Here is a 23,892-nt window from a genome sequence, read left to right on the forward strand (position 1 = left end):
GGCGCTCTGGGGCGCTTTTGGGCGCGTCCTGTCAGAAACGGGTTGAAGTCCAGCACAAGCGCGGAAATTGGGTTTGCGCGGCTGACAACGCGCCTGGCCGGCGTTGCTTGTCAGGCCGTGTTCGTCTGCTGGTGCCGGGCGGCTTGCGCGCTGGTCTACCGAGCCGGAATGGCGCCGGAAAAAGCGCTCGGTCCACCCGGAAACGCCCGGACAAGCGTCAGCGGAGGTCGTCGGCCGTGACGCCCGGCGGCAACGCGCCGGGCAGCCAGACGCGGCCCGCATAGCCGCGCATCGGGCCGCCCGATTCCACGATCACATCCGGCCGCGCGACGCGCGACGCGTGCAGATTGCCGTCCACCGTGGCCGCAGCGCCTGCCCGGTAAGAGCCGGCGTAGTTGCCGAGCAGGGCGACGAGATCGGGCATCGTCGGGCCCTGCCACGTATAGGCGACGATTTCGCCCGCACTGGTCGCATATTCGTTGATGGCGGTGTTGCCCGCATCGGTCGATGTGCGCAGGCGCAGCGCGCCGTTCAGCAGGCTTTGCGGCGCCGCGGCGTTGCCCGCCGGCTTCAGCGGCATCACACCGCCGAGTTGAGCGCAAGCATTGGCGCTGGCGCACAGTGTCGCGACGGCGATCGCAGACGCGGTAATGACGTGGAAGAAATGGGCTTGGGACATGGCAGTCTCTATGGCGTGGCGCGTTTGGTCTTCTCGCGAAGTCGATTTGAAGATAGCACCCGCGCTTCCTGATGAAGCCTGGCGCCCGTTTCCCGGCCCCGTGTTATCGCAAAAGTGACGTGCGCCGAGCTGGGAAAGAGTCTTTGAAAAACAATGGTCTGACAGACGCGTCGCAGGAAGCCGACAGGCCATTCGGAATGGTTGCCGAATGTTAAATAAGGCGTATGCGGGTGAGTCCTCCGGGCGGGCAAACCCCGGTTTTTGCACAGGGCTCGCCGGGATCGGTAAAATGTTGGGTTGATCCACGGAAACTTGCCGTGGCGTAGCGGAAGGATTCCCCGAACATGACTGATCTTCGTCTTACCAAGCGGTTTGCAGTAATGCTGATGGCGGGCGGGCTGGTCGCCGGCTGCGGCACGTCGTCGCCGACCAAAGTCGACTACAAGAGCGACTCCAAATCGAAACAGGTGTCACTCGCCGTCCCGCCGAACCTGATCGACGAGACGCCCGATCAGCGTTCGCTGCCCCCGCAAGGCGGCGAGACCTCGCTGTCCACGCTGCGCCAGGTGCAGGCCCAGGCGCCGGCGGCCAACACGCTCGCCGTCGTGCCGCCCGTGAGCAACATGCATATCCAGCGCGACGGCACGGAAAGCTGGCTCGTGATCGACGGCAAGGCGCCGGCAGACGCGTGGCCGCAAATTCGCCGGTTCTGGCAGGAGCAGGGCTTCCTGCTGGTGGTCGATCAGCGCGACAAGGGCGTGATGGAGACCGACTGGAACGAAACGCACGCGCAGATCAACGACGGTCTGATCCGCAGCACGCTGTCGAAGGCGCTGGGCAACAGCTACGTGACTTCCGAGCGCAACAAGTACCGCACGCGCCTCGAAGCGGCGCCGAACGGCGGCACTTATGTGTTCATCAGCCAGAAGGGCATGCGCGAGGCGCTGACCGGCACGAACAACGACTCGAGCACGTGGGAGCCGAAGGCGAACGACCCCGGCCTCGAACAGGAATACCTGAAGCGCTTGATGGCGGCGCTCGCGCTTGCCGATTCACGCGCGAAGTCGGGCGGCGGGCAGACGGCGGACCTGTCGCCGGCCGGCTCGCAGACTGCGCCTAACGCGGCTACGTCGGGCGCCAGGTCGGCGGCTGCGGCCACTGCGGCGCAGAATGTCGCCCTCTCGGCACAGCAGCCGGCGCGCGATCCGGACGCGGCGAATGCGTCGGCGCAGTTGTCGTCGAACGAACTGACGCTTGGCGAGCCGTACGACCGTGCGTGGCTGCGCGTGGGCCTTGCGCTCGACCGCAGCAACTTCACCGTCGACGATCGCGATCTGAGCCGCGGCCTGTACTTCGTGCGTTACGTCGATCCAAAGGACATGACGTCGGCCGAGCAGGGGTTCTGGAGCCAGCTGTTCCACGGCAAGAAGGAAAAAGTGGCCAAGCAGTATCGCGTGAACGTGCGCGCGCTGACGCCTGACCAGACCCGCGTGGCCGTGGTCGACGACAAAGGTGGCGTCGACGAAAGCCCGCAGGCCACGCAGATCATGAGTCTGATGGCCGACCAGTTGCACTGAAGCGCACCGCTAAAGCCGGCGGCAGGCTGTCTGAAACCCGTCCGGGGCATTGTCCCGGGCGGGTTTTTTATTTTGCGACGGATGCGTTCACGTTGCCGCTCCGCCAGGCGATGCGTGCCCACGTCCTGCTCACGATGAGTGGCGGTGCGAACCCGCGCTCAACGGGAGACAGCCATGTTCGACGTGATTCCTTACTGGATATGGGCGGCGAGCTTGCTCGTTCTCGCGCTGTGTGCGGTGCGGCCTTGAGTCCGCAGGAGCCGCGGCGGCCGCGAGCGCTGCGGACTCGTCACGCGGGCGCGCTGCGCTTGAGGTGGCCGATGCGCTGAATTCCAACAGCGGGTGGTTTCAGTGCTGCGGAAGGCGCCCGCGTCGCGTCACGGGCATTTCGTGCCGTGGGCCGAGTGTAACGACGCTACCGCGCCGACCCCATTCGAACCCTTCGCGGCGGCACGCCGAAAGCGTCGCCGTTCGCGTTGATTCCGGCTGATCGACGCGTTTGCGCAACCCTCACGTATCCGCGCGGCGCGTCCCGACCCACGGCAAGCGCTTGATCACGCCGGTTGCCAGCGCCGTACCCACGAGAATCACGCCGCAGCCTTCGAGCATGCCAGGCGACACGCCTTCGCCGAGAAACAGCGCGCCCCACAGAATGCCGAAGATCGGGATCACGAAGGTCACTGTGATCGCCCGCGCCGGTCCGGCCACCGCGATCAGATGGAAGAACAGCATATAGGCGATGCCGGTGCACGCCACGCCGAGCGCCAGCACCGCGCCCCACGCGTGCAGCGAGACCGGCGCGCTCGGCCAGTAGATCACCGCGAGCGGCAACAGCACGATGGTTGCGCCGCTCATCGTGCCGGCGGCGACGGTCAGCGCGTCGACGCCGGTCAGATAACGTTTGGTGTAATTGGCGGCGATGCCGTACAGCAGTGTTGCGCCGAGCGCCGCGCCGGCTGCGAGTGCGGTTGTCAGCGGCGTCGCCGCCGAGCCGTTCGGGGTGGCCATCTGATCCCAGACCAGCATCAGCACGCCGAGGAAACCGATCACGAGGCCGAGTGTGCGCAGCGCGCTCAACCGGTCGCGCAGCCAGAGGAAAGCCACGAGGCCGCCCCACAGCGGTGTGGTTGCGTTGATCACCGACGTCACGCCCGCCGACAGCGTCAACTCCGCATAAGCGAACAGGCAGAAGGGTGCCGCCGAATTCAGAACGCCCACCACGAGCAGCGGAAAAGCGCGCGTGCGCAGGATGGTCGCCGATTGCTGCAAAGGGCGCCGCGCGAGCAGCACGACGATCAGGAAGGCCGCGCCGATGCCGACGCGCAGCGCCATCAGCGGCGCAACGCCAAAGTCGGTCACGCCGACGCGGATAAACAGAAACGACGCGCCCCACAGGGCCGCGAGGATCAGCAACTGGACGATATTTCTGGCATTCATTGTGGTGGCGTCGCGCGCGGTTGAGTCGAGACACCTGCGCATCGTATCAGCGCGATAGGACGAAACGTTTCAGCTTCGAATGAAATGGCAAGTTTCGGGAGAGGGCGTCTGACACACGTGATCGTAAGCGCGGGCGGAAGACGCGCAAAGCGAGCAATTCTCACGCTGATGTGAGAAAAATTGCGATCCCGTTACGCAAGAGAGAGCCGCGGGCGAGGCGGCAGGGCGAGAGCGCCGCAGTCAATGTCCATCGTAGTATTGCGCGGCAGTGCGTCAACCGGCAGGCTGCGTGCCGCACCGGCTCACGCAACACCTTGTCCGCCGTCCGCATGCGGGAGAACACGCGAGCGCGCAGAGCCAGCGCGCCCGCCGCGCCAACCGCTCGTTCAGTGCGGAATCATTCCCTGAAGGAAATTCTGCTGGAGCCAAACCAGAATGCCGAGCAGCACGGTCAACAGGATCGAATGCTTGAACGTCTTGGCGAACACCACGCCTTCCTTGCCTTTGAGGTCCGTCGTCGCCACACCGGTCGAGATATTTTGCGGCGAGATCATCTTGCCCATCACGCCGCCTGAGGAGTTCGTCGCCGCCATCAGGACGGGGTTCAGATTCAACTGATTCGCCGCAACCACTTGCAGGTTGCCGAACAGCGCATTGCCCGACGTATCGCTGCCGGACAGGAACACCGCGACCCAGCCGAGAAACGCGGACACCAGCGGAAAGAACGGTCCGACCGACGCGACCCCGAGCCCAAGCGTATAAGTGAGCCCCGAGTAGTTCATTAGATACGCAAGCCCGACGATGGTCGCGACCGTCAGAATCGCGATGCGCGTCTGCACCCACGTGTCGGCGATCGCCGCACCGAATTCGCGCGCGCCGAGTCCGACCACCAGACTCGTGATAATCGCGGCGACCAGAATCGCCGTGCCGGTTGCGAGCGGCTGGAAGTCCCATATCGCCCCGTATGGCGTGTTGTACAAGGTGATGAACACGGCTTTGTCGAGACCCGGCCACGGCACCTTGATGTCGCCGATCAGGAAAATTTTCGCCACGGTCCAGACGATCACGACGACGGACACGATGATCCACGGATACCAGCCCTGGCTGCCGCCGATCTTGCCGCGCACTTCGCCGACGCGGTCGACATTGATCGCGAACGCGGGATCGGCGGCGGGCTTCCACACGCGCAGAAACGCGATCGTGACGACGAGCGACACCATCGACGACAAAACGTCGGTCAGGCTGTAATTGACGTAGTTCGACGCGACGAACTGCGTGAGCGCGAAGCTCGCGCCCGATATCAGCAGCACCGGCCAGACACGCACCATATTGCGAAAGCCGGCATAGACGGCGATCACATAGAACGGCAACAGCAAGGCGAAGAACGGCAACTGGCGGCCGACCATTTTTGCGAGCGAATCGGCCGGCAAATGTGTGACCGCGCCGAGCACCGTGATGGGCACGCCGAGCGCGCCGAACGCCACCGGCGCCGTGTTGAAAATGAGCGTGAAGGTAAGCGCCTCGAGCGTCGGAAAACCGAGCAGGATCAGCAGCGAACTCGTGATCGCGACCGGCGTGCCGAAGCCGGAAATTCCCTCCAGCAACGCGCCGAACGAAAAGCCCACCACCACCAGCACGACGCGCCGGTCGTTCGGCAGGTTGTCGATCATCCACATGCGAAAGGCCGCGAAGCGGCCGGAGCGTTGCGCGATGTTGTAGAGCAGGATCGCGGTGAACACGATCCACATGACCGGCCAGCACGCGAACACGACGCCCGCGGCGACTGAGTCGAGCGCGAGCGCCACTGGGAACCGCCACACGGCAATCGCGACGACGAGGCCGACGATCAGCCCCGCGAGCGACGCCTGCCACGCAGGCCGGCGCGCCCAGCCGAGCAGCAACAGCACGACGATGATCGGCAACGCCGCGACGAGGAACGATGGAAGTAGGGAATTGCCGACTGGAGTGAGTAGTTGATGAAACATCACGTCTCCTTCGTTGTTGTTCGAAATCGACGCGTGACTGCGAATGACGGGACGCGTCGCTCGTGCAGGACGGATGAGCGACGCCCGCGCAGGAAAGCACCGGTCGGCTCGCTTTTAAACGGTTACTGTGTGCGGCTTAACCAAGCATAGAGCCCGAGGCTCTTACGTCAAGAAGGGAAACTACGGGAGCAAGCAGGAGCGCGTGCCGGCGACGTGCGCCGGCATCGGTGACTTCGTTCAACATGAGTTCGTTCAATGATGGTGGCCATGGCCATGTCCGCCCGACGACCAGCCGAAGCCGATCGATACGGCCGGACCGTACCAGCCAGGATAGCCGTAACCATACCAGGGCGGGTAGACCGGGGGCGGGTAATAGGCGGGATAAGCCGGCGCGACGTACACCGGCGGCTGCGCGACGACATAGGTGGCAGGGGGATACGAAGAGGCCGGCTGCTGCTCGACTTGTTGCCCTTGTGCCGCTTGCTGCCCGGCCTGCGGGTCAGCGGCCACGCCGCCTGCCGTGCCGACCGGCACTTCTCGTTGTGCCGCGCTGGCGGGCACCGTCGCGTAATACGCCGGGTAGTAGCCCGGATAGTAGCCGTAAGGGTAGTAGCAGCCCGACAGCAGCAGCGCGCCCGCGGCGCCGCACAGGGCGAGCCGGCCGCGGCCGAGGTATCCCCCGTGGGGAATGCGCTGGCCCATGCGATCAGCCGGACGCCGCGAGGGCAGCGGCGATCGCATGTGAACGGGATGAAAAGAGTCGATCAGGGGGGACTTCATGACGCGCTCCGGTGTGCAAGCAACTTGCGAGCGACGCAGCCGACGCCTTCGTCGGTACGTCATTGCACGAGCTTACGCTCACGCGGCGCAAAGAGGATTGCAAAACCGTAACGGCGTATTTCGCCTCGTTGCGGCAGCGCGCCGCGACACTTCGCGGCGCTCTCTACGGCTTTTCCCGGGGCACGTCTCGTCAGCGGAAAGCGAGCGGGGCATTGCACCCAGGCTCGCGTTTCACTGCCATGCGGTGGTGAAGGTTACTTGCCGACCTGATTACCGATAACGCCCCCAACGGCCGCGCCGCCCAGCGTGGAGAGCGCACTGCCGCCAATGACCGCACCCGCCGCGCCACCCACGCCCGCGCCGATCGCGGTATCCCGTTGCCGCGTGCTCATCCCCTCGCACGCCGAAAGACTCGCGACAACCGTGACGATCACCGCAAGCGAACCCAATTTACGAATCGATTTCATGATGCTCACTCCCTTTGTTGTGATTGGAAGCCGCCTGTCGTTTTACGTTGTTGGATTTGATCTTATCGCTGCGGACGGTTTCCAGATGTATGAGGTTGTCAGCAGAATGACGGTTTCGTAATCAAATGTTTCCTTCGACGTAGCATGAGTCGTGCCTGAACGCGGGGCGAAAAAAAGCCCGCTGGTGGCGGGCTTTGGGTTGCAAGACGTAGCGCACGCATCGAAATGCGCACGGCTGCCAAAGGCGCGAGATCCGCGCGTGGCCTTACTGCCGCTGATAAATCTCAGCGCCCTTCTTCATGAACTCGATCGACTTCACTTCCATGCCTTTTTTCAGCGCTTCGTCGTCGGTGACGCCTTGTTGCGCCGCGAACTCGCGCACGTCCTGCGTGATCTTCATCGAGCAGAAATGCGGGCCGCACATCGAGCAGAAATGCGCGACCTTTGCCGAATCCTTGGGCAGCGTTTCGTCGTGGAATTCGCGCGCCTTGTCCGGATCGAGACCGAGGTTGAACTGATCTTCCCAACGGAATTCGAAGCGCGCCTTGCTCAATGCATTGTCACGCACCTGCGCGCCCGGATGGCCCTTCGCCAGATCGGCGGCGTGCGCGGCGAGCTTGTACGTGATGATGCCGGTCTTCACGTCGTCCTTGTTCGGCAAGCCGAGGTGTTCCTTCGGCGTCACGTAGCAGAGCATGGCGGTGCCGAACCAGCCGATCATTGCCGCGCCGATGCCCGACGTGATGTGATCGTAACCGGGAGCGATGTCGGTGGTGAGCGGTCCGAGCGTGTAGAACGGCGCTTCGTCACACCATTCCAGTTGCAGGTCCATGTTCTCCTTGATCAACTGCATCGGCACATGGCCGGGGCCTTCGATCATCGTCTGCACGTCGTGCTTCCACGCGATCTGCGTGAGCTCGCCGAGCGTCTTCAATTCGCCGAGTTGCGCTTCGTCGTTCGCGTCGTAAATCGAGCCGGGACGCAGGCCGTCGCCGAGCGAGAAGGCCACGTCATACGCCTTCATGATTTCGCAGATGTCTTCGAAATGCTCGTACAGGAAGCTTTCCTTGTGATGCGCGAGGCACCACTTCGCCATGATCGAGCCGCCGCGCGACACGATGCCGGTCATGCGCTTGGCCGTCAGCGGCACATACTGCAAACGCACGCCCGCATGAATCGTGAAGTAGTCGACGCCTTGCTCGGCCTGTTCGATCAGCGTATCGCGAAAGATCTCCCACGTCAGGTCTTCAGCCTTGCCGTTGACCTTTTCGAGCGCCTGATAGATCGGCACCGTGCCGATCGGCACCGGCGAATTGCGGATGATCCACTCGCGCGTTTCGTGAATGTGTTTGCCGGTCGACAGATCCATCACCGTGTCGCCGCCCCAGCGGATCGCCCACGTCATCTTGTCGACTTCCTCGCCGATCGAAGATGTCACCGCCGAGTTGCCGATGTTCGCATTCACCTTCACGAGGAAGTTGCGGCCAATGATCATCGGCTCGCTTTCCGGGTGATTGATGTTGTTCGGGATGATCGCGCGGCCGCGCGCAACTTCGTCGCGCACGAATTCCGGCGTGATTTCGGTGAGGCCGTTCGGACCAAAAGCGCTTGCACCGAACGCCTGGCCCGGATGCTGACGGCCCATCATCGCGGCGAGTTTTTCGCCGTTCGGGCCGCTCGTCTTCAGCGTCTCGAGGTACTCGGCGCGGCGCTGGTTTTCGCGAATCGCGATGTACTCCATTTCCGGCGTAATGATGCCTTTACGCGCGTAGTGCATCTGCGAGACGTTCTTGCCGGGCATCGCACGGCGCGGCGTGCGGTGCAGGCCTTGAAAGCGCAACTCGGCGGTAGCGGGATCGGCGGCGCGCTCGCGGCCGTAGTCGCTCGTGAGGCCGGAGAGCGGTTCGGTGTCGCCGCGTTCTTCGATCCAGCGCTGACGCAGCGCGGGCAAGCCGGCGCGGATGTCGATCTTCGCTTCGGGATCGGAGTAGGGGCCCGACGTATCGTAGACGTAGACGGGTGGATTCTTTTCGCCGCCGAAGCTGTCAGGCGTATCGGCCTGGGTGATTTCGCGCATCGGCACGCGAATGTCGGGGCGCGAGCCGGTCACGTAGACCTTGCGGGAATTCGGCAGCGGCGCGACGGCGGCTTCGTCGACGTGGGCGTCGGCGGAAAGAAACTTCGGGTTGGCGTTCATGCGTGTTCTCCGTCAAAGCAATGTGGGCCGCTAAGCACGAGACGAGACGGAAGTAGTCGGAATTCGCGAGAGATGAGGCACAAGGCTGGAGTGCGAAATCCGTACGCTTCCCTGCGCTGGCATTATCCAGATCAGGTTCAAAGGGTATTTCTCACCCACGTGGCACGGACCTCCGACTCCCGTGCAACGCAGGACCCCCGCGTTAGCAGCGCACACGATACACCGGGCGGGCGCCGCTTGGCAACCCGTCTGCAATGCTGTGTGCGATCGGTATAAACGTTATGCGTGAGCCGCCGCGCCGCTCTGAGCCACGGGAACGCCATGCATCCGCAGGCGAGAAAGCGCAGGTCTTCACAGGCCGCCGATCCGCTATTTGCGCACTATGCTTGTATTGACGGGCGCGCCGCGTATGACGCACTGCAGCACTTGCGCCACGCGGCCTGTTCGCTTACCGCGTGAAATCGTCCGAGGCTTCGGGCTGGTACAGGATCTTTTCGAGCTTCAGCACCTTCTCGGCGCCGCTTGGCGGCATGAAGCGAATCTGCTCGCCGCGTTTCGCGCCGAGAAGCGCCAGGCCGACTGGCGAGAACACATTCAGGCGGCCATGCGCGAAGTCGGCGTCGGGCGGATATACGACGGTCCAGGTCATGTGCTCACCGCTGCTTTCGTCGACGAGCGTCGCCTGCGAGTTCATCGTGACCACGTTGGCCGGAATCTCGCGCGAATCGACGATAACCGCGCGCTCCAGCACGTCGTCGAGCATGTCGTGCAAACGTGCATCCGCGCCGGGTGCAGCGGCGTGCTTCTCAAGACGGGCGACGTCGAGTTCGGTGAGGTAACACTGCTTGGTCCTTCTGGTCGTTTTCACGGCGGCTACTCCAATTCGATCTGCAATCTGGCTGCAATCTGTGTGAGGAAACATCATGCGGATTTGATCGGCCCGGCGCCCCGAAAGTCCCCTTGGGGACGACGCGGCTTCAGGCGGGGAAGCGAGCTGCGTCAGGTGGGGCGCCGGGCGGCGAGAAGCGGAGGCGTTCTTGGCGGAAGCGTTCGCGACGGCTCGCCGGCTGACTGCGGCGCGGACTGCACGCGCGCGCAACCGGTCGCGCGGCGAGGGCGCAAGCGGGTGAGGGCACGGGAAGTCGGAGAGCGCATTGAAGGGCCGGCAGTTGTCGAATGAAGATGGGCGACGCGCCGCGAAAATCTGGCGAAGACAGCGAGCGGCGCGGTGATTAAGGGCATGTTAGCACGGCGTCTTTCAGCGACCTTCGCGAACATTTCACTGCTGTAAGTCGGGCCGCGGCAAACGGTGATGCGATGAGCGGTGATGCGATGAACCCGCATGCAAACGTCAGTCAAAAAAATTTGCAGCGGGCTGTCATAACCTGCTGCGCGCATCGACAAACGTGCAGATCCCGACAGGAGCACGTCATGCAATCAATCGTCATGCGCCGCGCACATCGACCATTCGTGCGAGCCATCGTAGTTTTCAGCGCGATAGCGATGTTGTCCGCGAGCGGTCTGGCAAATGCAGCCGGCGCGATGTGTAGCGCGCGCAGTCCCGCGCATCGCGTTGCGCTCGTCGAGCTTTACAGCAGCGAAGGGTGCAATAGCTGTCCGCCCGCCGACGAGTGGCTCAGCCAATGGAAGCACAGCGGTTCGACGCAAAGCATCGTGCCGTTGGCGTTGCACGTCGACTACTGGAACAGCCTCGGCTGGACGGATCGCTTCTCGCAGCACCGCTTCACCGAACGTCAGCAGACGCTCACCGATCTTGCGGGCGGTCACACCATCTACACGCCTGAAGTTTTCGTGGCGGGACGGGAGTTGCGAAGCTGGTCGCAACGCGACAGTTTCCAAAGCCGCGTCGGCAAGCTCGTGGCTGAGCCGGCACGAGCGAACGTCGCGCTCGAAATGAAGCCGCAGACGGGCGGCGCATTCAACGTCGCGGCACGCTTTGCCAGCAAGGCTGCCGATACCGCCGGGCCGCTCGATGCATACGTCGCAGTGTACGAAAACTCGCTGAGCTCGCAGGTCGGCGCGGGCGAAAACCGCGGGGCGACCTTGCATCACGAACGAGTGGTGCGGCAATGGATCGGGCCGGTGCCGCTCGTCGGCGGCAATGCGCAAATTAGCCGCGACATTCATTTCGCCGATGCCGGTGCCGACGCCGATGCCCACAAAAGCGCAAATGCGTCCGCCGATAGATTCGGCGTAGTCGCTTTCGTCGAAAACGCAGCAACCGGCGACGTGCTGCAGGTGGCCGAACTGGCCGCCTGCCAGTGAGCGCGGGTCAACCAACGGAGACTCTCATGGCAACGCCTCATGTTGTTCGCGACAGCGCACCGCCTGCCGCGCCCTCCAGCGGCGTGATACATCCAGTATGGGTGCGCATCACGCATTGGCTCAACGCACTCGCGGCGATCGTCATGATGCTGTCGGGCTGGCGCATTTACGACGCGTCGCCGGTCTTTCCCGCGTTCCGTTTTCCGACGGAAATCACGCTCGGCGGCTGGCTCGGCGGCGCATTGCAATGGCATTTCGCTGCTATGTGGCTGCTGGTTTTCAACGGCCTCGCGTACCTCGCGATGAATCTCGCGACGGGACGTTTCGTCCGCAAGTTTTTGCCGGTCTCGCCGCGCGCGGTGTTGCACGATTTCATCGCCGCGTTGACCGGCAAGCTGTCGCACGCGGACTTGCGGGTCTACAACGCGGTGCAGAAATTCGCCTACCTGTTCGTCGTTCTCGATCTGCTCGTGCTCGTGCTGTCGGGGCTCGCGATCTGGAAGTCGGTGCAGTTCCCGCTGCTGCGCGAGCTGATGGGCGGCTACGACAACGCCCGCATCGTTCACTTCTGCGCGATGGCGCTGATGGCTGCGTTCATCGTCGTTCATCTGGCGATGGTCGCGCTCGTGCCTCGCTCGCTGCTTGCCATGTTGCGCGGACGATAAATCGTTCGCGCGAATGTTATGGATACCGAATCATGAACAAGCTCATCAAAAACTCTGCGGCGAACGCCGCCGGCAAGCTGGACCGTGAGTCGATCCTGATCGACGTCAAGCGCGAGCTTTCGATGCCGTCGCGGCGTCTGTTCGGCAAGCAGCTACTGTCGCTTGGCGGTTTGTCGATGCTGACCGGCTGCTCGCTGACCGACGACGAATCGGTCAACAAGTTTCTCACCGCCGTCTCGCGCCTGAACGACCGCGCGCAAGCCGCGTTGTTCGATCCGAAGCAACTGGCGCCGACTTACACGGAAGCGCAAATCACGCGGCCGTTTCCGTTCAATGCTTACTACGGTATCGACGAAGTGCCGCAGGTCGACGCTTCCGGCTACAAGCTGAGAATCAGCGGCCTCGTGACCGGCCAGCGTGTCTGGAGCTTGCCCGAGTTGTACGCGCTGCCGCACGCGGAGCAGATCACCCGGCATATCTGCGTGGAAGGGTGGAGCGCGATAGGTCGCTGGGGCGGCACGCCGTTCGGCGATTTTCTGCGCCGCATCGGCGCGGACACGAGTGCTAAGTACGTCGGCTTCAAATGCGCGGACGACTACTACGAAAGCATCGACATGCCCACCGCGCTGCATCCGCAGACGCTGCTCACGTTTTCCTACGACGGCGAGCGCCTGCCCGCGAAATACGGCTTCCCGATGAAGCTGCGCATGCCGACCAAGCTCGGCTACAAGAACCCGAAGCACATTGTCGAGATGTTCGTCACCAACACGTATCCTGGCGGCTATTGGGTCGACCAGGGCTACAACTGGTTCGGAGGCTCCTGACGCGCGCGGGTCGCCGCATGCGCCGCGCGCATGCGCGACCCCGGGCGGCAGAAGCTTCGGAAAAACGCCGGCTCGAGCCGGTTAGATTGATCCACAACAAACGGAGTTATCCCATGAAGAAATTTGCAATCGCAGCAGTGGCCGTCACCTTTCTGATGAGCGGCGGCGCCGCGTTCGCGCAGGCAAGCGGCGCGATGTCCAACGATTCGATGTCGCATGATTCGATGTCGAAAGACTCCATGTCCAAGGACAGCATGTCGAAGGACCACATGAAGAAGGACACCATGAAGCACGACAAGATGAAAAAAGGCGACGCAACGGGCATGAAGCACGAGGCGTCGGGCGCGATGAGCAACTAGACGGCCCAGCCGTAGCCGCACATCAGCGTGCCTGGTGCGGTTTGCGCCGCCCAGCCGGTTTCGATGCACGCTGCATTGAGCGGCGCTTTGGTGCGCAAATAGAGACGCAAAGAGAGACGCAAAGCCGGGGTGCGGTTAAGCCCCGGTTTTTTGTTGCATGCGCACCAAAAGTTACGATTCTTTCGCATGGCGCGGTGGGCGCTTACTGCATAATGCGATGCGCGCCATGAATTCGGCGCGTGTCAGCCGCGAATTCACCCGAGCCACCGCTCGGCCGGCGCGGCATTGCATTACCCGTCTGGCTTTCTCTGTCAGCCAACCATAGTCCTTCGCTCCACCACCATGTCTGCCAGCCTCGCCCGTCTGACCGCATCGCCGATGCGGTGTCCGCCGTCCCCTCAGCGGGCGCCTCGAACGGCATGGACGGGTTGAAACGCATGTCGCTGGAATTTTCAAGCCGTTTTTCGCGTGGTTTCCCCATCCGTTTGCCGCAGTCGCGCAACGGTCAGATCGCGCTCGCGCTCGGCGTCGTCTATGTGGTGTGGGGCTCGACTTATCTCGCGGTGCACGTCGCGCTAGGCTCGTTTCCGCCGTTGCTGATGTCCGGCTTGCGCAACCTTTTCGCCGGCGTCGGGCTGTTCGTTTTCGCGGCGCGCCGCAATCCGGTTTGGCCGAGCGCGGCGGAGATCCGCAACGCCGGGCTCGTCGGCACGATGCTGGTCGGGCTGTCGAGCGGCATGCTGGCGTACGGCATGCGCACGGTCGGCACGGGCACTGCCGCGGTAATGGTCGCCACCGTGCCGCTCTTTGCAACGGTGATCGCGGCGGTGGCGGGACGCAAGATCGGCAAAGGCGAGTGGTTCGCGGTTGGGCTCGGGCTCGTCGGTATTGCTATCTTGAGCCATGGCGACAGTACGCCGGGTTCGGCGGGCGGCAGTCTCGCGATTCTATGCGGCGCGCTCTTCTGGGCGGGCGGCGCGCATCTCGCGGGGCGTCTCAAGCTGCCGTCGGACCTGTTTTTGTCCACGTCGCTGCAGATCGGCCTTGGCGGCGCAATGTCGACCATGGTCGCCTGGGTCTCGGGCGAGCGCATGCTCGAAGTGCATTTCCTGCCGGTGCTCGCGTTCGTCTATCTGATGCTGATCGGCACCATGGCCGCCTACGTCGCCTACGGTTTTCTGATACGGCATACGAGCCCGATCATTGCGAGCAGCTGCATGTACGTGAATCCGGTGGTTGCGGTGGCGCTCGGCGCGTTGCTGCTCGGCGAGCCCGTTACGCATTCGACGGTGATCGCGACTGTCGTCATCCTGGTCAGTGTGGGGTTGTCTTTCTGGCTTGACTATCGGAAGAAGGCGCTCGCCTGAAGGGCGACGCCTGCGGTTGATGCGGGCAGGGCGCTCCCATGGCCCCACCCAAGTCTTGCGTCAAATCCGCGCGGCCAGTTCCGCGCCTTCGCGGATTGCGCGCTTCGCATCCAGTTCGGTGGCGAGCGCCGCGCCGCCAATCACGTGATAGCGCGGGCCACTTGCATCCGCCGGCTCCCGCGGATGCAGATCGCGCAGCGATTCCTGCCCTGCACACACGACGATGTTGTCGACCTCCAGCCATTCTTCGACGCCGTCATGCGAAATCTTCAAACCGCGCTCGCTGATTTCCAGGTACGACACGCCGGCGAGCATCTTCACGCCGTTTCGTGCAAGCGTCGCCCGATGCACCCAGCCCGAGGTCTTGCCGAGCCCTGCGCCGAGCTTGCCCGCTTTGCGCTGCAACAGCCAGATTTGCCGAAACGGCCGGGCCGGAGCGGGCGGCTTCAAGCCGCCGCGTTCGCGCACGGAAAGATCGACGCCCCATTCGTCTAGCCACGCGTCGCGCGGCATCGGCAAGGGCTCGCCCGCGGGATGCAGCAGGAACTCGCTGACGTCGAAGCCGATGCCTCCGGCACCCATCACGGCGACGCGGCGTCCCACAGGCGCACCGCGCAGCACATCCACATAGGACAGAACATTTGGCGAATCGATGCCTGCAATCGCGGGCCGACGCGGCACGATGCCGGTCGCGATCACGATATCGTCGTAATCGCCGGCGGCGAGGAGCGCTGGGTCGACGCGGGTGCCGAGCCGCACCTCGACGCCATGCCGCTCCAGCTGGCTTTGGAAATAGCGGATCGTCTCGCTGAACTCTTCCTTGCCCGGCACGCGCATGGCCAGATTGAACTGGCCGCCGATGGTTGCGCCTGCATCGAACAAGGTCACGCGATGTCCGCGCGATGCCGCCACCGTCGCCGCGGACAATCCCGCCGGTCCTGCACCGACCACCGCGACAGCGCGCACGAGTTGGGGACCCGCGAGCGGTCGATACACCAGCTCGGTTTCGCGCCCCGCGCGCGGATTGACGAGGCAGCTCGCGCGCTGATTCCTGAACGTGTGATCGAGACAGGCCTGATTGCACGCGATACAGGTGTTGATTTCGTGCGTGCGTCCTTTGGCGGTTTTCAGCACGAATTCCGGATCGGCGAGCAGCGGTCTTGCCATCGAGACCAGATCGCCGGCGCCGTCGGCGAGCAAAGCCTCCGCGACCTCGGGCGTGTTGATGCGGTTCGAGACGATCACCGGCACCTTCACCGCGGCCTTCAGTCGCGCGCTCAGCGCTGCGAACGCGGCGCGCGGCACCGAGGTGACGATGGTCGGCACGCGCGCCTCGTGCCAGCCGATGCCGGTGTTGAACATCGTCACGCCCGCCGCTTCGAGCGCCTGTGCGACCTGCACGGTTTCATCCCACGTATTGCCGCCTTCAACCAGATCGATCAGCGAGAGCCGGTACACGACGATGAAGCGCTCCCCGCACACCTCGCGAACCCGCTCGACGATCTCGCGCGCGATCCGCATGCGGTTCTCGATGCTGCCGCCGTAGCGGTCCGTGCGCCGGTTGGTGCGCGGGCAAAGGAACTGGTTGAGCAGATAGCCCTCGCTGCCCATGATTTCGATGCCGTCATAGCCTGCGCGTTGAGCGAGCTTCGCGCAGCGCGCGTAGTCGCGCACTGTCTGCGCAATGCCGGCAATGCTGAGCGCGCGCGGCTTGAACTTCGAGATCGGCGACTTGAACGCGGATGCCGACACAACCAGCGGCTGATACCCGTAACGCCCCGCGTGGAGGATCTGCAGCGCGATCTTGCCGCCTTCTTCGTGAACCGCTTGCGTGAGCAGCCGATGATTGCGCAGATCGAATACCGAGTTGAGCGTGCCGCCGAACGGCAGCAGCCATCCTTCGCGATTCGGGGAGATGCCGCCGGTGACGATCAGTCCCACGCCGCCCTTCGCTCGCTCGCGAAAGTACGCGGCCAGCTTTGGATAATTCCAGAAGCGGTCTTCCATGCCCGTATGCATGGACCCCATCACGACGCGATTGCGCAGGCGGGTGAAACCGAGGTCGAGCTCTGCGAGTAAGTGTTGGTAAGACATACAGGCTGCCGTTGTAAGTATGGGGTGCGCACGAACGATACACCGCGCGATCGTGCCCACCATCTGAGGAAATCTTCTAATGCTCGCAAGGTGTTGCCGGGTAAGACATTCTCGCGCCTCGATAAGCCAATTCGATGGTTGCGGCACAGCCATTGCTCATTGCGTGCGTCCGTCGACATGGACCGCGCTGCGCCTCAAAAAAGGCGTGAGGCGCGCAGGGATAGGAGGGAGTGCTTCGCTAAGGACAGCCGGACCGGGACCGTTCAAGCAGGCATCGAACACGGTTTCAGATGGCACTGTCGTCAAGCGTGCGCCCGCATACGAATGGGCGGAGAGCCCGACATCGATATAGGTGAACACAATGAAACTGATCCGAACCATGGCGGCCGTGATTGCCGCTGCATCCGTACTGAGCGCGTGCGGCGGGGGCTCCGACGACGTAGGCAAGGAGCTCGGCCTGACCAACCCGGAAATCCATTTCGTGCATGCGATCCCGAGCGGACCGGCCGTGGATTTTCTCGTGAACGGCACCGCACCGTCGGGACAGACGAATGTCTCGTATAAGGGCGTGACGAACTTCACGAACATCAACACGGGCTCGACGAATGTCGGTTATGCGGCGACCGGCAAGACGACCGCGCTCGCGAGCGGCAACTTCCCGAACGTTGCAAAGGGCCACGAATATACGGTGCTCGCGTTGCCGGGCTCGGCGGCACCGGACATCGGTCTGATCGACGATCCGTTCGACAAGGGTCTTCTTTCGAATAGCGCGCGCGTGCGGGGCTTTAACGCATCGGGCAACGCGCCGAACCTCGACCTGTATCTGGTCCAGTCTACCAACACGAGCATCAGCAGCGTAGCTCCGACGATGGCCGGCGTGTCGTTCAAGAACGCGGTGCCGGCAAGCGGTCAGGATTCCATCTACGTGTCGGGCGGCCAATATGTGCTGATCGCGACGGCGGCGGGCAGCAAGACGCCGATCTATCAGTCGCAGTCGTTCACCTTGTCGAACAACGCTGACTGGCTCATCACGTCGGTGCCGATTGGCGGCGTGCTCAGCCAGCTGGCGGTGGGGCAGATCCATCTGCTCGTCGTGCAGAACGGCAACACGAGCACACCGAGCATCGAATTGTCGAACACGCTGACGGGCGTATAAGCTCGCTAGACAGCGTGCGCGCATTGCAGCGCAAGCGATAGCGGCAAGTCCTGGGGAGGACGGGGCGGCGATCCACGCAATTGGGTCGCCGCTTTGTTTTGTGCAGATGGATTCGATGCAGGCACTCGATACCTGCACTCGACATGACCGCGTTCAATAAAAAACCCGCTGCGGTTTCCCGCAGCGGGTTTCGTTCAAACCCAGCGGCCATGCGCCGCGACGGCGCGTGGCCTCTCGACGAAGACGACTTACTTCGCCTTTTCAGCCGAATTGGTGAGGGCGTCGCCGCCCTTCGAGATGTCCTGGCCGGCACCTGCCATGGTGTTGCAGCCGGCGAGCGCGGCCGTGCCTGCGATGAGAAGCAAAGCGATCAGTCGATTCATGGAAGTTCTCCTTGTCGAGAAGGTATCGGTAGACGTGTCCCGCTAGCGGCTGTGCTAGCTGCCGACCGTGGCTTGCGCCAGTCGATCCGGTCTGATTGCATGGTAAAAAAAGGGTGCAGGCGGCGCTGTCGGCTCCGCTGCGATTTTGTTGTAGGTGCGCTCTGGTGTTGGCGTCGGCGCACTCCTACAACGACGAACAACAGCTGATTCCATAGCGGCGCAACACGACTAGACCTGAGTTCGCGCGGGGAACGGCAACGGGTTGATGCCCGGCTGCGCCGCCGTGCTGACGCTCGGCATCACGACATGAATGTCGGTGCCTCTCGGCACACCGCGTCTTATGTCGAACTGCCCGCCATGCGCGGCGACCCGCTGACGCATGCCGAGCAGTCCATGGGTGTGCGTGCGCGTCAGATCGGCCGGCATGATGCCCACGCCGTTGTCGGCGATATCGAGCGTGACCCGGCCCTCGCCGACCTGCAAGCCGATCGACACCTGCGACGCGCGCGCGTACTTCGCGGCATTCGTCAACGATTCCTGCGCCACGCGAAAGAGCGCGATTTCCGTTTGCTCGTCGAGCTGGATGTCGTCCGCGGGAAGCTGCAGGTTCAGCGTCCAGTTATTGCGCTGCGCGGCCTCGTCGGCGAGCGTGCGCAGTGCGGTCACGAGGCCGAAATTTGCCAGCACGGTAGGCCGCATGTCTTCGATGATGCGGCGCTTGAGCGCAATGCCCTGGTCCAGATTGGCGAGCGCGCGCTTTAACTTCTCGGAGATGTCGGGGTCGCTCTCCTTCAGTTTGCGGTTTGCCCACGCCACGTCCATTTTGCTCGCGGTCAGAATCGCGCCCAGTTCGTCGTGCAGCTCGCGCGCGAGTTGCGTCTTCTCGTTTTCGCTGACGGCCTGCAAGTGCCAGCCGAGCGCCTCCAGTTGACGCGTGCGTTCGTTCACGAGTTGATCGAGCTCGCCTTGTTGTGTGATCAATTGACGCTGCACGCGCGCCTGTCGGTCGATCTGAATGCCCAGATTGCGGAACAGCAGAATGAACAACACGATATTGAGCGCCGACAGACCAGCCGCGCATAGCGTGGAAATGCGCTGATCGGCACGGCTCGCGGCGAGCGCGTGCTGCGCGCGCCGCTCTTCGTTGTCGCGCAGCAGGCTCAGTGTGCTGTCGACGAGCGCCGCATCCACCGCGTCGGCGCGGCTCGCGTTGCCGCATGCGCTCAGATCGAGCGGACGGGGCGCCGCGCGCTGCAAAGCGGCCGCGCCGACGCCGATTCGCGCGTCGATCAGCGCGCGGATTTGCGTGAAGCTCGCGAGCTCCGCTCCGTCGGCTTTTGGACTGCGGTAGAAGCGCTCCAGCGGCTGCTCGCTGTCGCGGATGCTGACGGCGGTCGCGCAAAAATCATGGGCTGCGGCGTCGCGCTTCGTCAGAAGAAAATCGCTTTGCTGCGCGCTCAGACGGGATAGCTGACTCGCGAGCGCGCTGAGTTGCACGGTGACATTGCGGGCTTCGAGCGCCGTCTCGTACTCGGCGGCGATGCGCTCGCGCGCGGTTTCAAGAATCACCAGGCCGCCGACGGTAATCACGATCGCCACGGTCATCGCGATTGCCCAGCTGCGGTTGCGCATCCAGTTGCTCAGGCGGGCCGCGGCTCCGGGCTGCGGGGCCTGGTGTTGCGATTCTGTTTGGGCTTCGTGTTGCGCTTCGGTTAGCACTTCGTTCTGCACTTTGTTGTGCACCTTATTGCGCACGTCAGCCGCGTTCTGCACGTTTGACACGTTCTACTCCTTGGACACGCATCAGTGTAGCGTCCGCCGCCGTCGCTGAAGTGCGCACCCGCGCGCTGGCGCGGCCATTCTGCGTGGCGAATTCGCGTCCGGGGCCGCCTCGCGTAAAGCGGCCGTAATCCAATGTAAGCGGATTCTCACACGAAAACCGGAGTGCGTCGGAATGCGCCCGCCGCCCCGGCTGGATAGGATGGACCCTGATCCCATTCACTGTTCTGGAGGAAGCCATCATGCTGAAGTGGGCGTTGTTCTTCGCCGTCATCGCGGTGATCGCCGGCCTTCTTGGGTTCACCGGCGTGGCTGCGGGTGCGGCGGCAATTGCGAAGTTCCTGTTTGTCGTGTTCCTGATTCTGTGCGTGGTGTTCCTCGTGCTCGGCTTCGTGGTGACGAAAAAAATCGTCGATTAGCGCCGCTTTGCCTCGTCGAGGCGCCTGAAACAGGCGCTTAAGCAAAGCGGCACGCGCAACCCGAGCGCACGAGAATCCCCGCGGATACCAACAAGAAGGAGAGTCGCCATGCTTCACTATGCCATCGTCTTTTTCGTCATCGCCATTATTGCTGCGGTGTTCGGTTTCACCGGAATCGCGGCGGGCGCGGCGGAAATCGCGAAGATACTGTTCTATATTTTCCTCGTCGTGTTCGTGGTCACGCTGCTGCTCGGCGTATTCCGAACATAGACCTGAACATGATTCTATCGGCGCATCGCGCGGGCATCTTGCGTGATGCACCCATCCCCCAATACGGATAAAGGAGAAATTCAATGGCGAACACACCTGGCGCCCAAGGCGCGGCATCGCAGTCGAGCGACCCGTTCGTGATGGACATACAGAAGATCCGCGACGACGCCCGCAAGCACATGTCGGATGGTCCGGTCACGCAAACTTACGGCGCGGATCGCGACACGGTGCTCAAGCTCCTCAACGACGCGCTGGCTACCGAAATCGTCTGCACGCTGCGTTACAAGCGGCATCACTTCATGGCGAAGGGAATCAACTCAGAAGCGGTGGCCGCCGAATTCGCGGAGCACGCGGCGGAAGAGCAGGAACATGCCGACCGTATCGCCGAGCGCATCGTGCAGCTTGGCGGCGAGCCGGACTTCGCGCCGGACGGTCTGAAGACGCGCTCGCATTCCGAGTACAAGGAAGGCGAGAACCTGACGGACATGATCCGCGAGAACCTGGTTGCCGAGCGCATCGCAATCGACACCTATCGCGAGATCATCCGCTATCTTGGCGAGAAAGACGTCACGACGCGGCGTATGTTCGAAGAAATTCTCGCAGTCGAGGAAGAGCATGCGGACGATATGGCCGACCTGCTCGAAGGACGCGAGTGATTGCGCGCGGCATGGCGAGCTTGCGGCCGGCGGTTCGGGCCGCGATAACGCCGACGCGCGGCGCGACGTCATTACAATGTCTGCTTTGGAGCGATTCCATCGTACGGACACCAAGCCGATGATTCGAGTGTTGATAGCTGACGACCACGCGATCGTCCGAGGGGGGTTCAGACAGTTCGTCGCCGACGAGCCGGATATGTGCGTCGCGGCGGAAGCCGCGACCGGCGACGAAACCATCAGCCTCGTGCGCGAACAGGCATTCGACGTCGTGCTGCTCGACATTGCGATGCCGGACAAGAACGGCATCGACACCTTGCGCGTCATCAAGCAGGTGCGCCCGGAGCAGGGCGTGCTGATCCTCTCCGGCTATCCGGAGAGCCAGTACGCGATCAACCTGCTGCGCGCGGGCGCGAACGGTTATCTGAACAAGGACTGCGAGCCCGACGAAATCGTGCGCGCGATTCGTGCGGTAGCGCGCGGGCATCGTTATTTATCCGAGGCAGTGGCCGACACGCTTGCCGACAATCTCGACAAACCGTCGGCGGCGCGGCCGCACGAAGCGCTGTCCGAGCGCGAGTTCCAGATTTTCTGCAAGCTCGCGGCGGGTCAGATTCCCACGCAGATTGCCGAGGAGCTGCATTTGTCCGTGAAAACGGTGAGCACCTATAGGGCTCGCGTGCTCGAGAAAATGCGCTTGGCGAACAATGCCGATCTGACTTATTACGCGATCAAGAACGGCTTGATCGAATAATGAACGATCGAGAAATCCCGATGAACAGCGAATCGAACACCGTTGCCGAGTCAGCCAGCCGCGCACCGTTGCGCGTGCTGCTTATCGAGGATTCGCCGCTGATCCGCCGCAGTCTGGTGGAGGCCATCGACGCGTCCGGTTCGCTGCGCGTGGCCGCTTATGCCGATTCGGCCGACGAAGCCATCGCGCTCCTGAGCGACGAGGCATTCGACGCGGTGATTGTCGATCTGCAATTGAAACAGGGTTCCGGCGTACCCGTATTGGCCTATTTGCAGCGGGAAGGTTTGATCGAGTCGGTGTTCGCCGCGGTCCTGACCAATCACGCGTTGCCGGCCTATCGCGAGCGCTGCGAACAGTATGGCGTGCGCCACTTCTACGACAAGTCTTTCGAATTCGATCGCGTGATCGACGCGCTGCACGAGTACGCGTTCGCGCGAAGCAACGGCTAGGCGCTCGCCGCAATCAATCGTTGGCAGTACGGGCCTGCAGCGCCAGATGATTCCATGCGGCGAGGCCGGCGAACAGCAGTCCTGCGACGCTCACGCCCACCCATCCGAAAACCGGCCACACGGCTGCGCCGACGCCAGAGCCGATCGCTCCGCCGATGAAATACGCGACCATGTACACAGTATTCACGCGGCTGCGCGCGTCGGGCTTCAGCGCGTAAATGCGCGACTGATTCGAAATCTGCGCGGCCTGCACGCCGACGTCGAGCACGATCACGCCGATCACGAGCCCCACGATGCTCTTCGCGGATGCGCCGAACACGACGAAAGAGATCGCCACCAGCACGATGGACAGCGTGATGATCGCGCGTGGTCCGCGCCGGTCCGCGAACTTGCCGGCAAGAGGCGCCGCGAGCGCGCCCGCAGCGCCCACGATGCCGAATAGTCCCGCGGCCTGCGGTCCGAGATGGAACGGCGCGCCCGCCAGCAACAGCGCGAGCACCGACCAGAAGATACTGAACGCGGCGAAGAGCGCGGCGCCCGTCAGCGAAGCCTCCCGCAACGCGCGATGCTCGACGACCAGATGCCACATCGACATGAGCAGCTTGCCGTAGGTCAGCGTCGAGGTGGGCTTGCTCTTCGGCAGACGCAGGATGATGACGACCGCGAGCACCAGCAATGCGACCACCGAAGCGGCGAATACCGCACGCCAGCCGAGGTATTGCGCAACGAAGCCCGCAGCGGTCCGCGCCAGCAGAATGCCGAGCAGCAGACCGCTCATCACCGTGCCGACGGCATGGCCGCGCTCGGACGGCGGCGCGAGTTCGGCGGCGAACGGCACCGCCTGTTGGGCGATGGTGGCGAGCACACCGATCGCGAGACTCGCGACGATCAGCACCGACAGCGTGGGCGCCGCGGCCGCCACGACAAGCGCGACGCACATGCCCGCGGTCTGCAGGAGGATCAACGCGCGCCGGTCGAAGCGATCGCCGAGCGGCGCGAGCAACAACATGCCGGCCGCGTAGCCGAGCTGCGTGACGGCCGGCACCGCGCCGACCCATGACGCGCTCGCGGGGAACGACTGCCGCAAGTTGTCGAGCAGCGGCTGGTTGTAATAGATGTTAGCGACCGCGACGCCGGCTATGGTCGCGAGCAGAAGCAGCAGGCCGCGCAGCGACCGGTCGGCGGAAGCGGGGGTGGACGCGTTCGAAGTGGACATGAGAGAGGCTGTGGGCGGACCGGCCCATGCACGGTCCTCAAGCATGCCGATCATACCGGAGCGAAACGGATTGTGCTGACTCGCTGCCATGCGTGC

General features: G+C 63.4%; 23 protein-coding genes and 1 riboswitch. Of the genes, 12 read left to right on the forward strand and 11 right to left on the reverse strand.

Features of this window, described 5'->3' with window-relative positions:
* Positions 1–217 precede the first annotated feature (217 nt).
* On the reverse strand, positions 218–679 hold the full coding sequence (locus RW095_RS24825) for a DUF2844 domain-containing protein (protein WP_317021560.1): 462 nt from the start codon (positions 677–679) through the stop codon (positions 218–220).
* Between the two features lie 344 nt (positions 680–1,023).
* Here RW095_RS24825 and bamC point away from each other — a divergent pair, with 344 nt between their 5' ends.
* Positions 1,024–2,256 (forward strand): outer membrane protein assembly factor BamC, encoded by a 1,233-nt coding sequence (gene bamC, locus RW095_RS24830; RefSeq protein ID WP_317021561.1) that lies wholly within the window; start codon positions 1,024–1,026, stop codon positions 2,254–2,256.
* Between the two features lie 510 nt (positions 2,257–2,766).
* On the opposite strand, the gene RW095_RS24835 is transcribed toward bamC, so the two are convergent.
* The 6 genes from RW095_RS24835 to RW095_RS24860 form a co-directional block, all read right to left on the reverse strand.
* Positions 2,767–3,693, reverse strand: a complete 927-nt coding sequence (locus RW095_RS24835; protein ID WP_317021562.1) for a DMT family transporter — start codon at positions 3,691–3,693, stop codon at positions 2,767–2,769.
* A gap of 386 nt (positions 3,694–4,079) precedes the next feature.
* The gene (locus RW095_RS24840) at positions 4,080–5,678 is read right to left on the reverse strand and encodes an L-lactate permease (RefSeq protein WP_317021563.1); all 1,599 of its coding nucleotides are present in this window, start codon (positions 5,676–5,678) and stop codon (positions 4,080–4,082) included.
* A gap of 252 nt (positions 5,679–5,930) precedes the next feature.
* The gene (locus RW095_RS24845) at positions 5,931–6,458 is read right to left on the reverse strand and encodes a hypothetical protein (protein WP_317021564.1); all 528 of its coding nucleotides are present in this window, start codon (positions 6,456–6,458) and stop codon (positions 5,931–5,933) included.
* A 254-nt stretch (positions 6,459–6,712) separates the two neighbouring features.
* Positions 6,713–6,925 carry a glycine zipper 2TM domain-containing protein gene (locus RW095_RS24850; protein ID WP_128590851.1) on the reverse strand — a complete coding sequence of 71 codons (213 nt, stop codon included), beginning with the start codon at positions 6,923–6,925 and terminating at the stop codon, positions 6,713–6,715.
* Between the two features lie 265 nt (positions 6,926–7,190).
* Positions 7,191–9,122 carry a phosphomethylpyrimidine synthase ThiC gene (gene thiC / locus RW095_RS24855; protein ID WP_201701391.1) on the reverse strand — a complete coding sequence of 644 codons (1,932 nt, stop codon included), beginning with the start codon at positions 9,120–9,122 and terminating at the stop codon, positions 7,191–7,193.
* 90 nt (positions 9,123–9,212) lie between these two features.
* Positions 9,213–9,331, reverse strand: a riboswitch (TPP riboswitch).
* 239 nt (positions 9,332–9,570) lie between these two features.
* The gene (locus RW095_RS24860) at positions 9,571–9,990 is read right to left on the reverse strand and encodes a GreA/GreB family elongation factor (RefSeq protein ID WP_128590149.1); all 420 of its coding nucleotides are present in this window, start codon (positions 9,988–9,990) and stop codon (positions 9,571–9,573) included.
* Between the two features lie 563 nt (positions 9,991–10,553).
* Between RW095_RS24860 and RW095_RS24865 the strand changes: the two genes are divergently transcribed.
* The 5 genes from RW095_RS24865 (at position 10,554) to RW095_RS24885 (ending at position 14,623) form a co-directional block, all read left to right on the forward strand.
* Complete coding sequence (locus RW095_RS24865) at positions 10,554–11,408, forward strand: DUF1223 domain-containing protein (RefSeq protein ID WP_317021565.1); 855 nt, start codon at positions 10,554–10,556, stop codon at positions 11,406–11,408.
* Positions 11,409–11,434: 26 nt separating this feature from the next.
* Complete coding sequence (locus RW095_RS24870; protein ID WP_317021566.1) at positions 11,435–12,073, forward strand: cytochrome b/b6 domain-containing protein; 639 nt, start codon at positions 11,435–11,437, stop codon at positions 12,071–12,073.
* A 32-nt stretch (positions 12,074–12,105) separates the two neighbouring features.
* Positions 12,106–12,897 carry a molybdopterin-dependent oxidoreductase gene (locus tag RW095_RS24875; protein WP_317021567.1) on the forward strand — a complete coding sequence of 264 codons (792 nt, stop codon included), beginning with the start codon at positions 12,106–12,108 and terminating at the stop codon, positions 12,895–12,897.
* 113 nt (positions 12,898–13,010) lie between these two features.
* Positions 13,011–13,256, forward strand: coding sequence for a pentapeptide MXKDX repeat protein (locus RW095_RS24880; protein ID WP_128590158.1), 246 nt, complete (start codon positions 13,011–13,013; stop codon positions 13,254–13,256).
* A 437-nt stretch (positions 13,257–13,693) separates the two neighbouring features.
* The gene (locus RW095_RS24885; RefSeq protein ID WP_317022668.1) at positions 13,694–14,623 is read left to right on the forward strand and encodes an EamA family transporter; all 930 of its coding nucleotides are present in this window, start codon (positions 13,694–13,696) and stop codon (positions 14,621–14,623) included.
* A gap of 60 nt (positions 14,624–14,683) precedes the next feature.
* Here the strand turns inward: RW095_RS24885 and RW095_RS24890 are convergent, their stop codons facing one another.
* Positions 14,684–16,717 (reverse strand): NADPH-dependent 2,4-dienoyl-CoA reductase, encoded by a 2,034-nt coding sequence (locus RW095_RS24890; protein WP_317021568.1) that lies wholly within the window; start codon positions 16,715–16,717, stop codon positions 14,684–14,686.
* Positions 16,718–17,078: 361 nt separating this feature from the next.
* Between RW095_RS24890 and RW095_RS24895 the strand changes: the two genes are divergently transcribed.
* On the forward strand, positions 17,079–17,873 hold the full coding sequence (locus RW095_RS24895; RefSeq protein WP_317021569.1) for a DUF4397 domain-containing protein: 795 nt from the start codon (positions 17,079–17,081) through the stop codon (positions 17,871–17,873).
* Between the two features lie 248 nt (positions 17,874–18,121).
* On the opposite strand, the gene RW095_RS24900 is transcribed toward RW095_RS24895, so the two are convergent.
* Positions 18,122–18,256: an entericidin A/B family lipoprotein gene (locus tag RW095_RS24900; protein ID WP_020065433.1), complete on the reverse strand. Its 135-nt coding sequence runs from the start codon at positions 18,254–18,256 to the stop codon at positions 18,122–18,124.
* Between the two features lie 228 nt (positions 18,257–18,484).
* Entirely contained in the window at positions 18,485–20,038 is a 1,554-nt protein-coding gene (locus tag RW095_RS24905) for a sensor histidine kinase (RefSeq protein WP_317021570.1), read from the reverse strand.
* 239 nt (positions 20,039–20,277) lie between these two features.
* Between RW095_RS24905 and RW095_RS24910 the strand changes: the two genes are divergently transcribed.
* The 5 genes from RW095_RS24910 (at position 20,278) to RW095_RS24930 (ending at position 22,580) form a co-directional block, all read left to right on the forward strand.
* Positions 20,278–20,454, forward strand: coding sequence for a DUF1328 domain-containing protein (locus tag RW095_RS24910; RefSeq protein ID WP_020065435.1), 177 nt, complete (start codon positions 20,278–20,280; stop codon positions 20,452–20,454).
* 108 nt (positions 20,455–20,562) lie between these two features.
* Positions 20,563–20,724 carry a DUF1328 domain-containing protein gene (locus RW095_RS24915; RefSeq protein ID WP_006052455.1) on the forward strand — a complete coding sequence of 54 codons (162 nt, stop codon included), beginning with the start codon at positions 20,563–20,565 and terminating at the stop codon, positions 20,722–20,724.
* Positions 20,725–20,807: 83 nt separating this feature from the next.
* Positions 20,808–21,380: a ferritin-like domain-containing protein gene (locus RW095_RS24920; protein WP_317021571.1), complete on the forward strand. Its 573-nt coding sequence runs from the start codon at positions 20,808–20,810 to the stop codon at positions 21,378–21,380.
* 118 nt (positions 21,381–21,498) lie between these two features.
* Positions 21,499–22,131: a response regulator gene (locus tag RW095_RS24925; RefSeq protein ID WP_128585374.1), complete on the forward strand. Its 633-nt coding sequence runs from the start codon at positions 21,499–21,501 to the stop codon at positions 22,129–22,131.
* Between the two features lie 20 nt (positions 22,132–22,151).
* The gene (locus RW095_RS24930) at positions 22,152–22,580 is read left to right on the forward strand and encodes a response regulator (protein WP_317021572.1); all 429 of its coding nucleotides are present in this window, start codon (positions 22,152–22,154) and stop codon (positions 22,578–22,580) included.
* Between the two features lie 13 nt (positions 22,581–22,593).
* Here the strand turns inward: RW095_RS24930 and RW095_RS24935 are convergent, their stop codons facing one another.
* A complete protein-coding gene (locus tag RW095_RS24935) occupies positions 22,594–23,796 on the reverse strand; it encodes an MFS transporter (protein WP_317021573.1) in 1,203 nt (400 codons plus the stop codon).
* Positions 23,797–23,892: the final 96 nt, after the last annotated feature.

Source organism: Paraburkholderia kirstenboschensis, from assembly GCF_032806925.1.
In the GTDB taxonomy this organism is placed as follows: Bacteria; Pseudomonadota; Gammaproteobacteria; order Burkholderiales; family Burkholderiaceae; genus Paraburkholderia; species Paraburkholderia kirstenboschensis.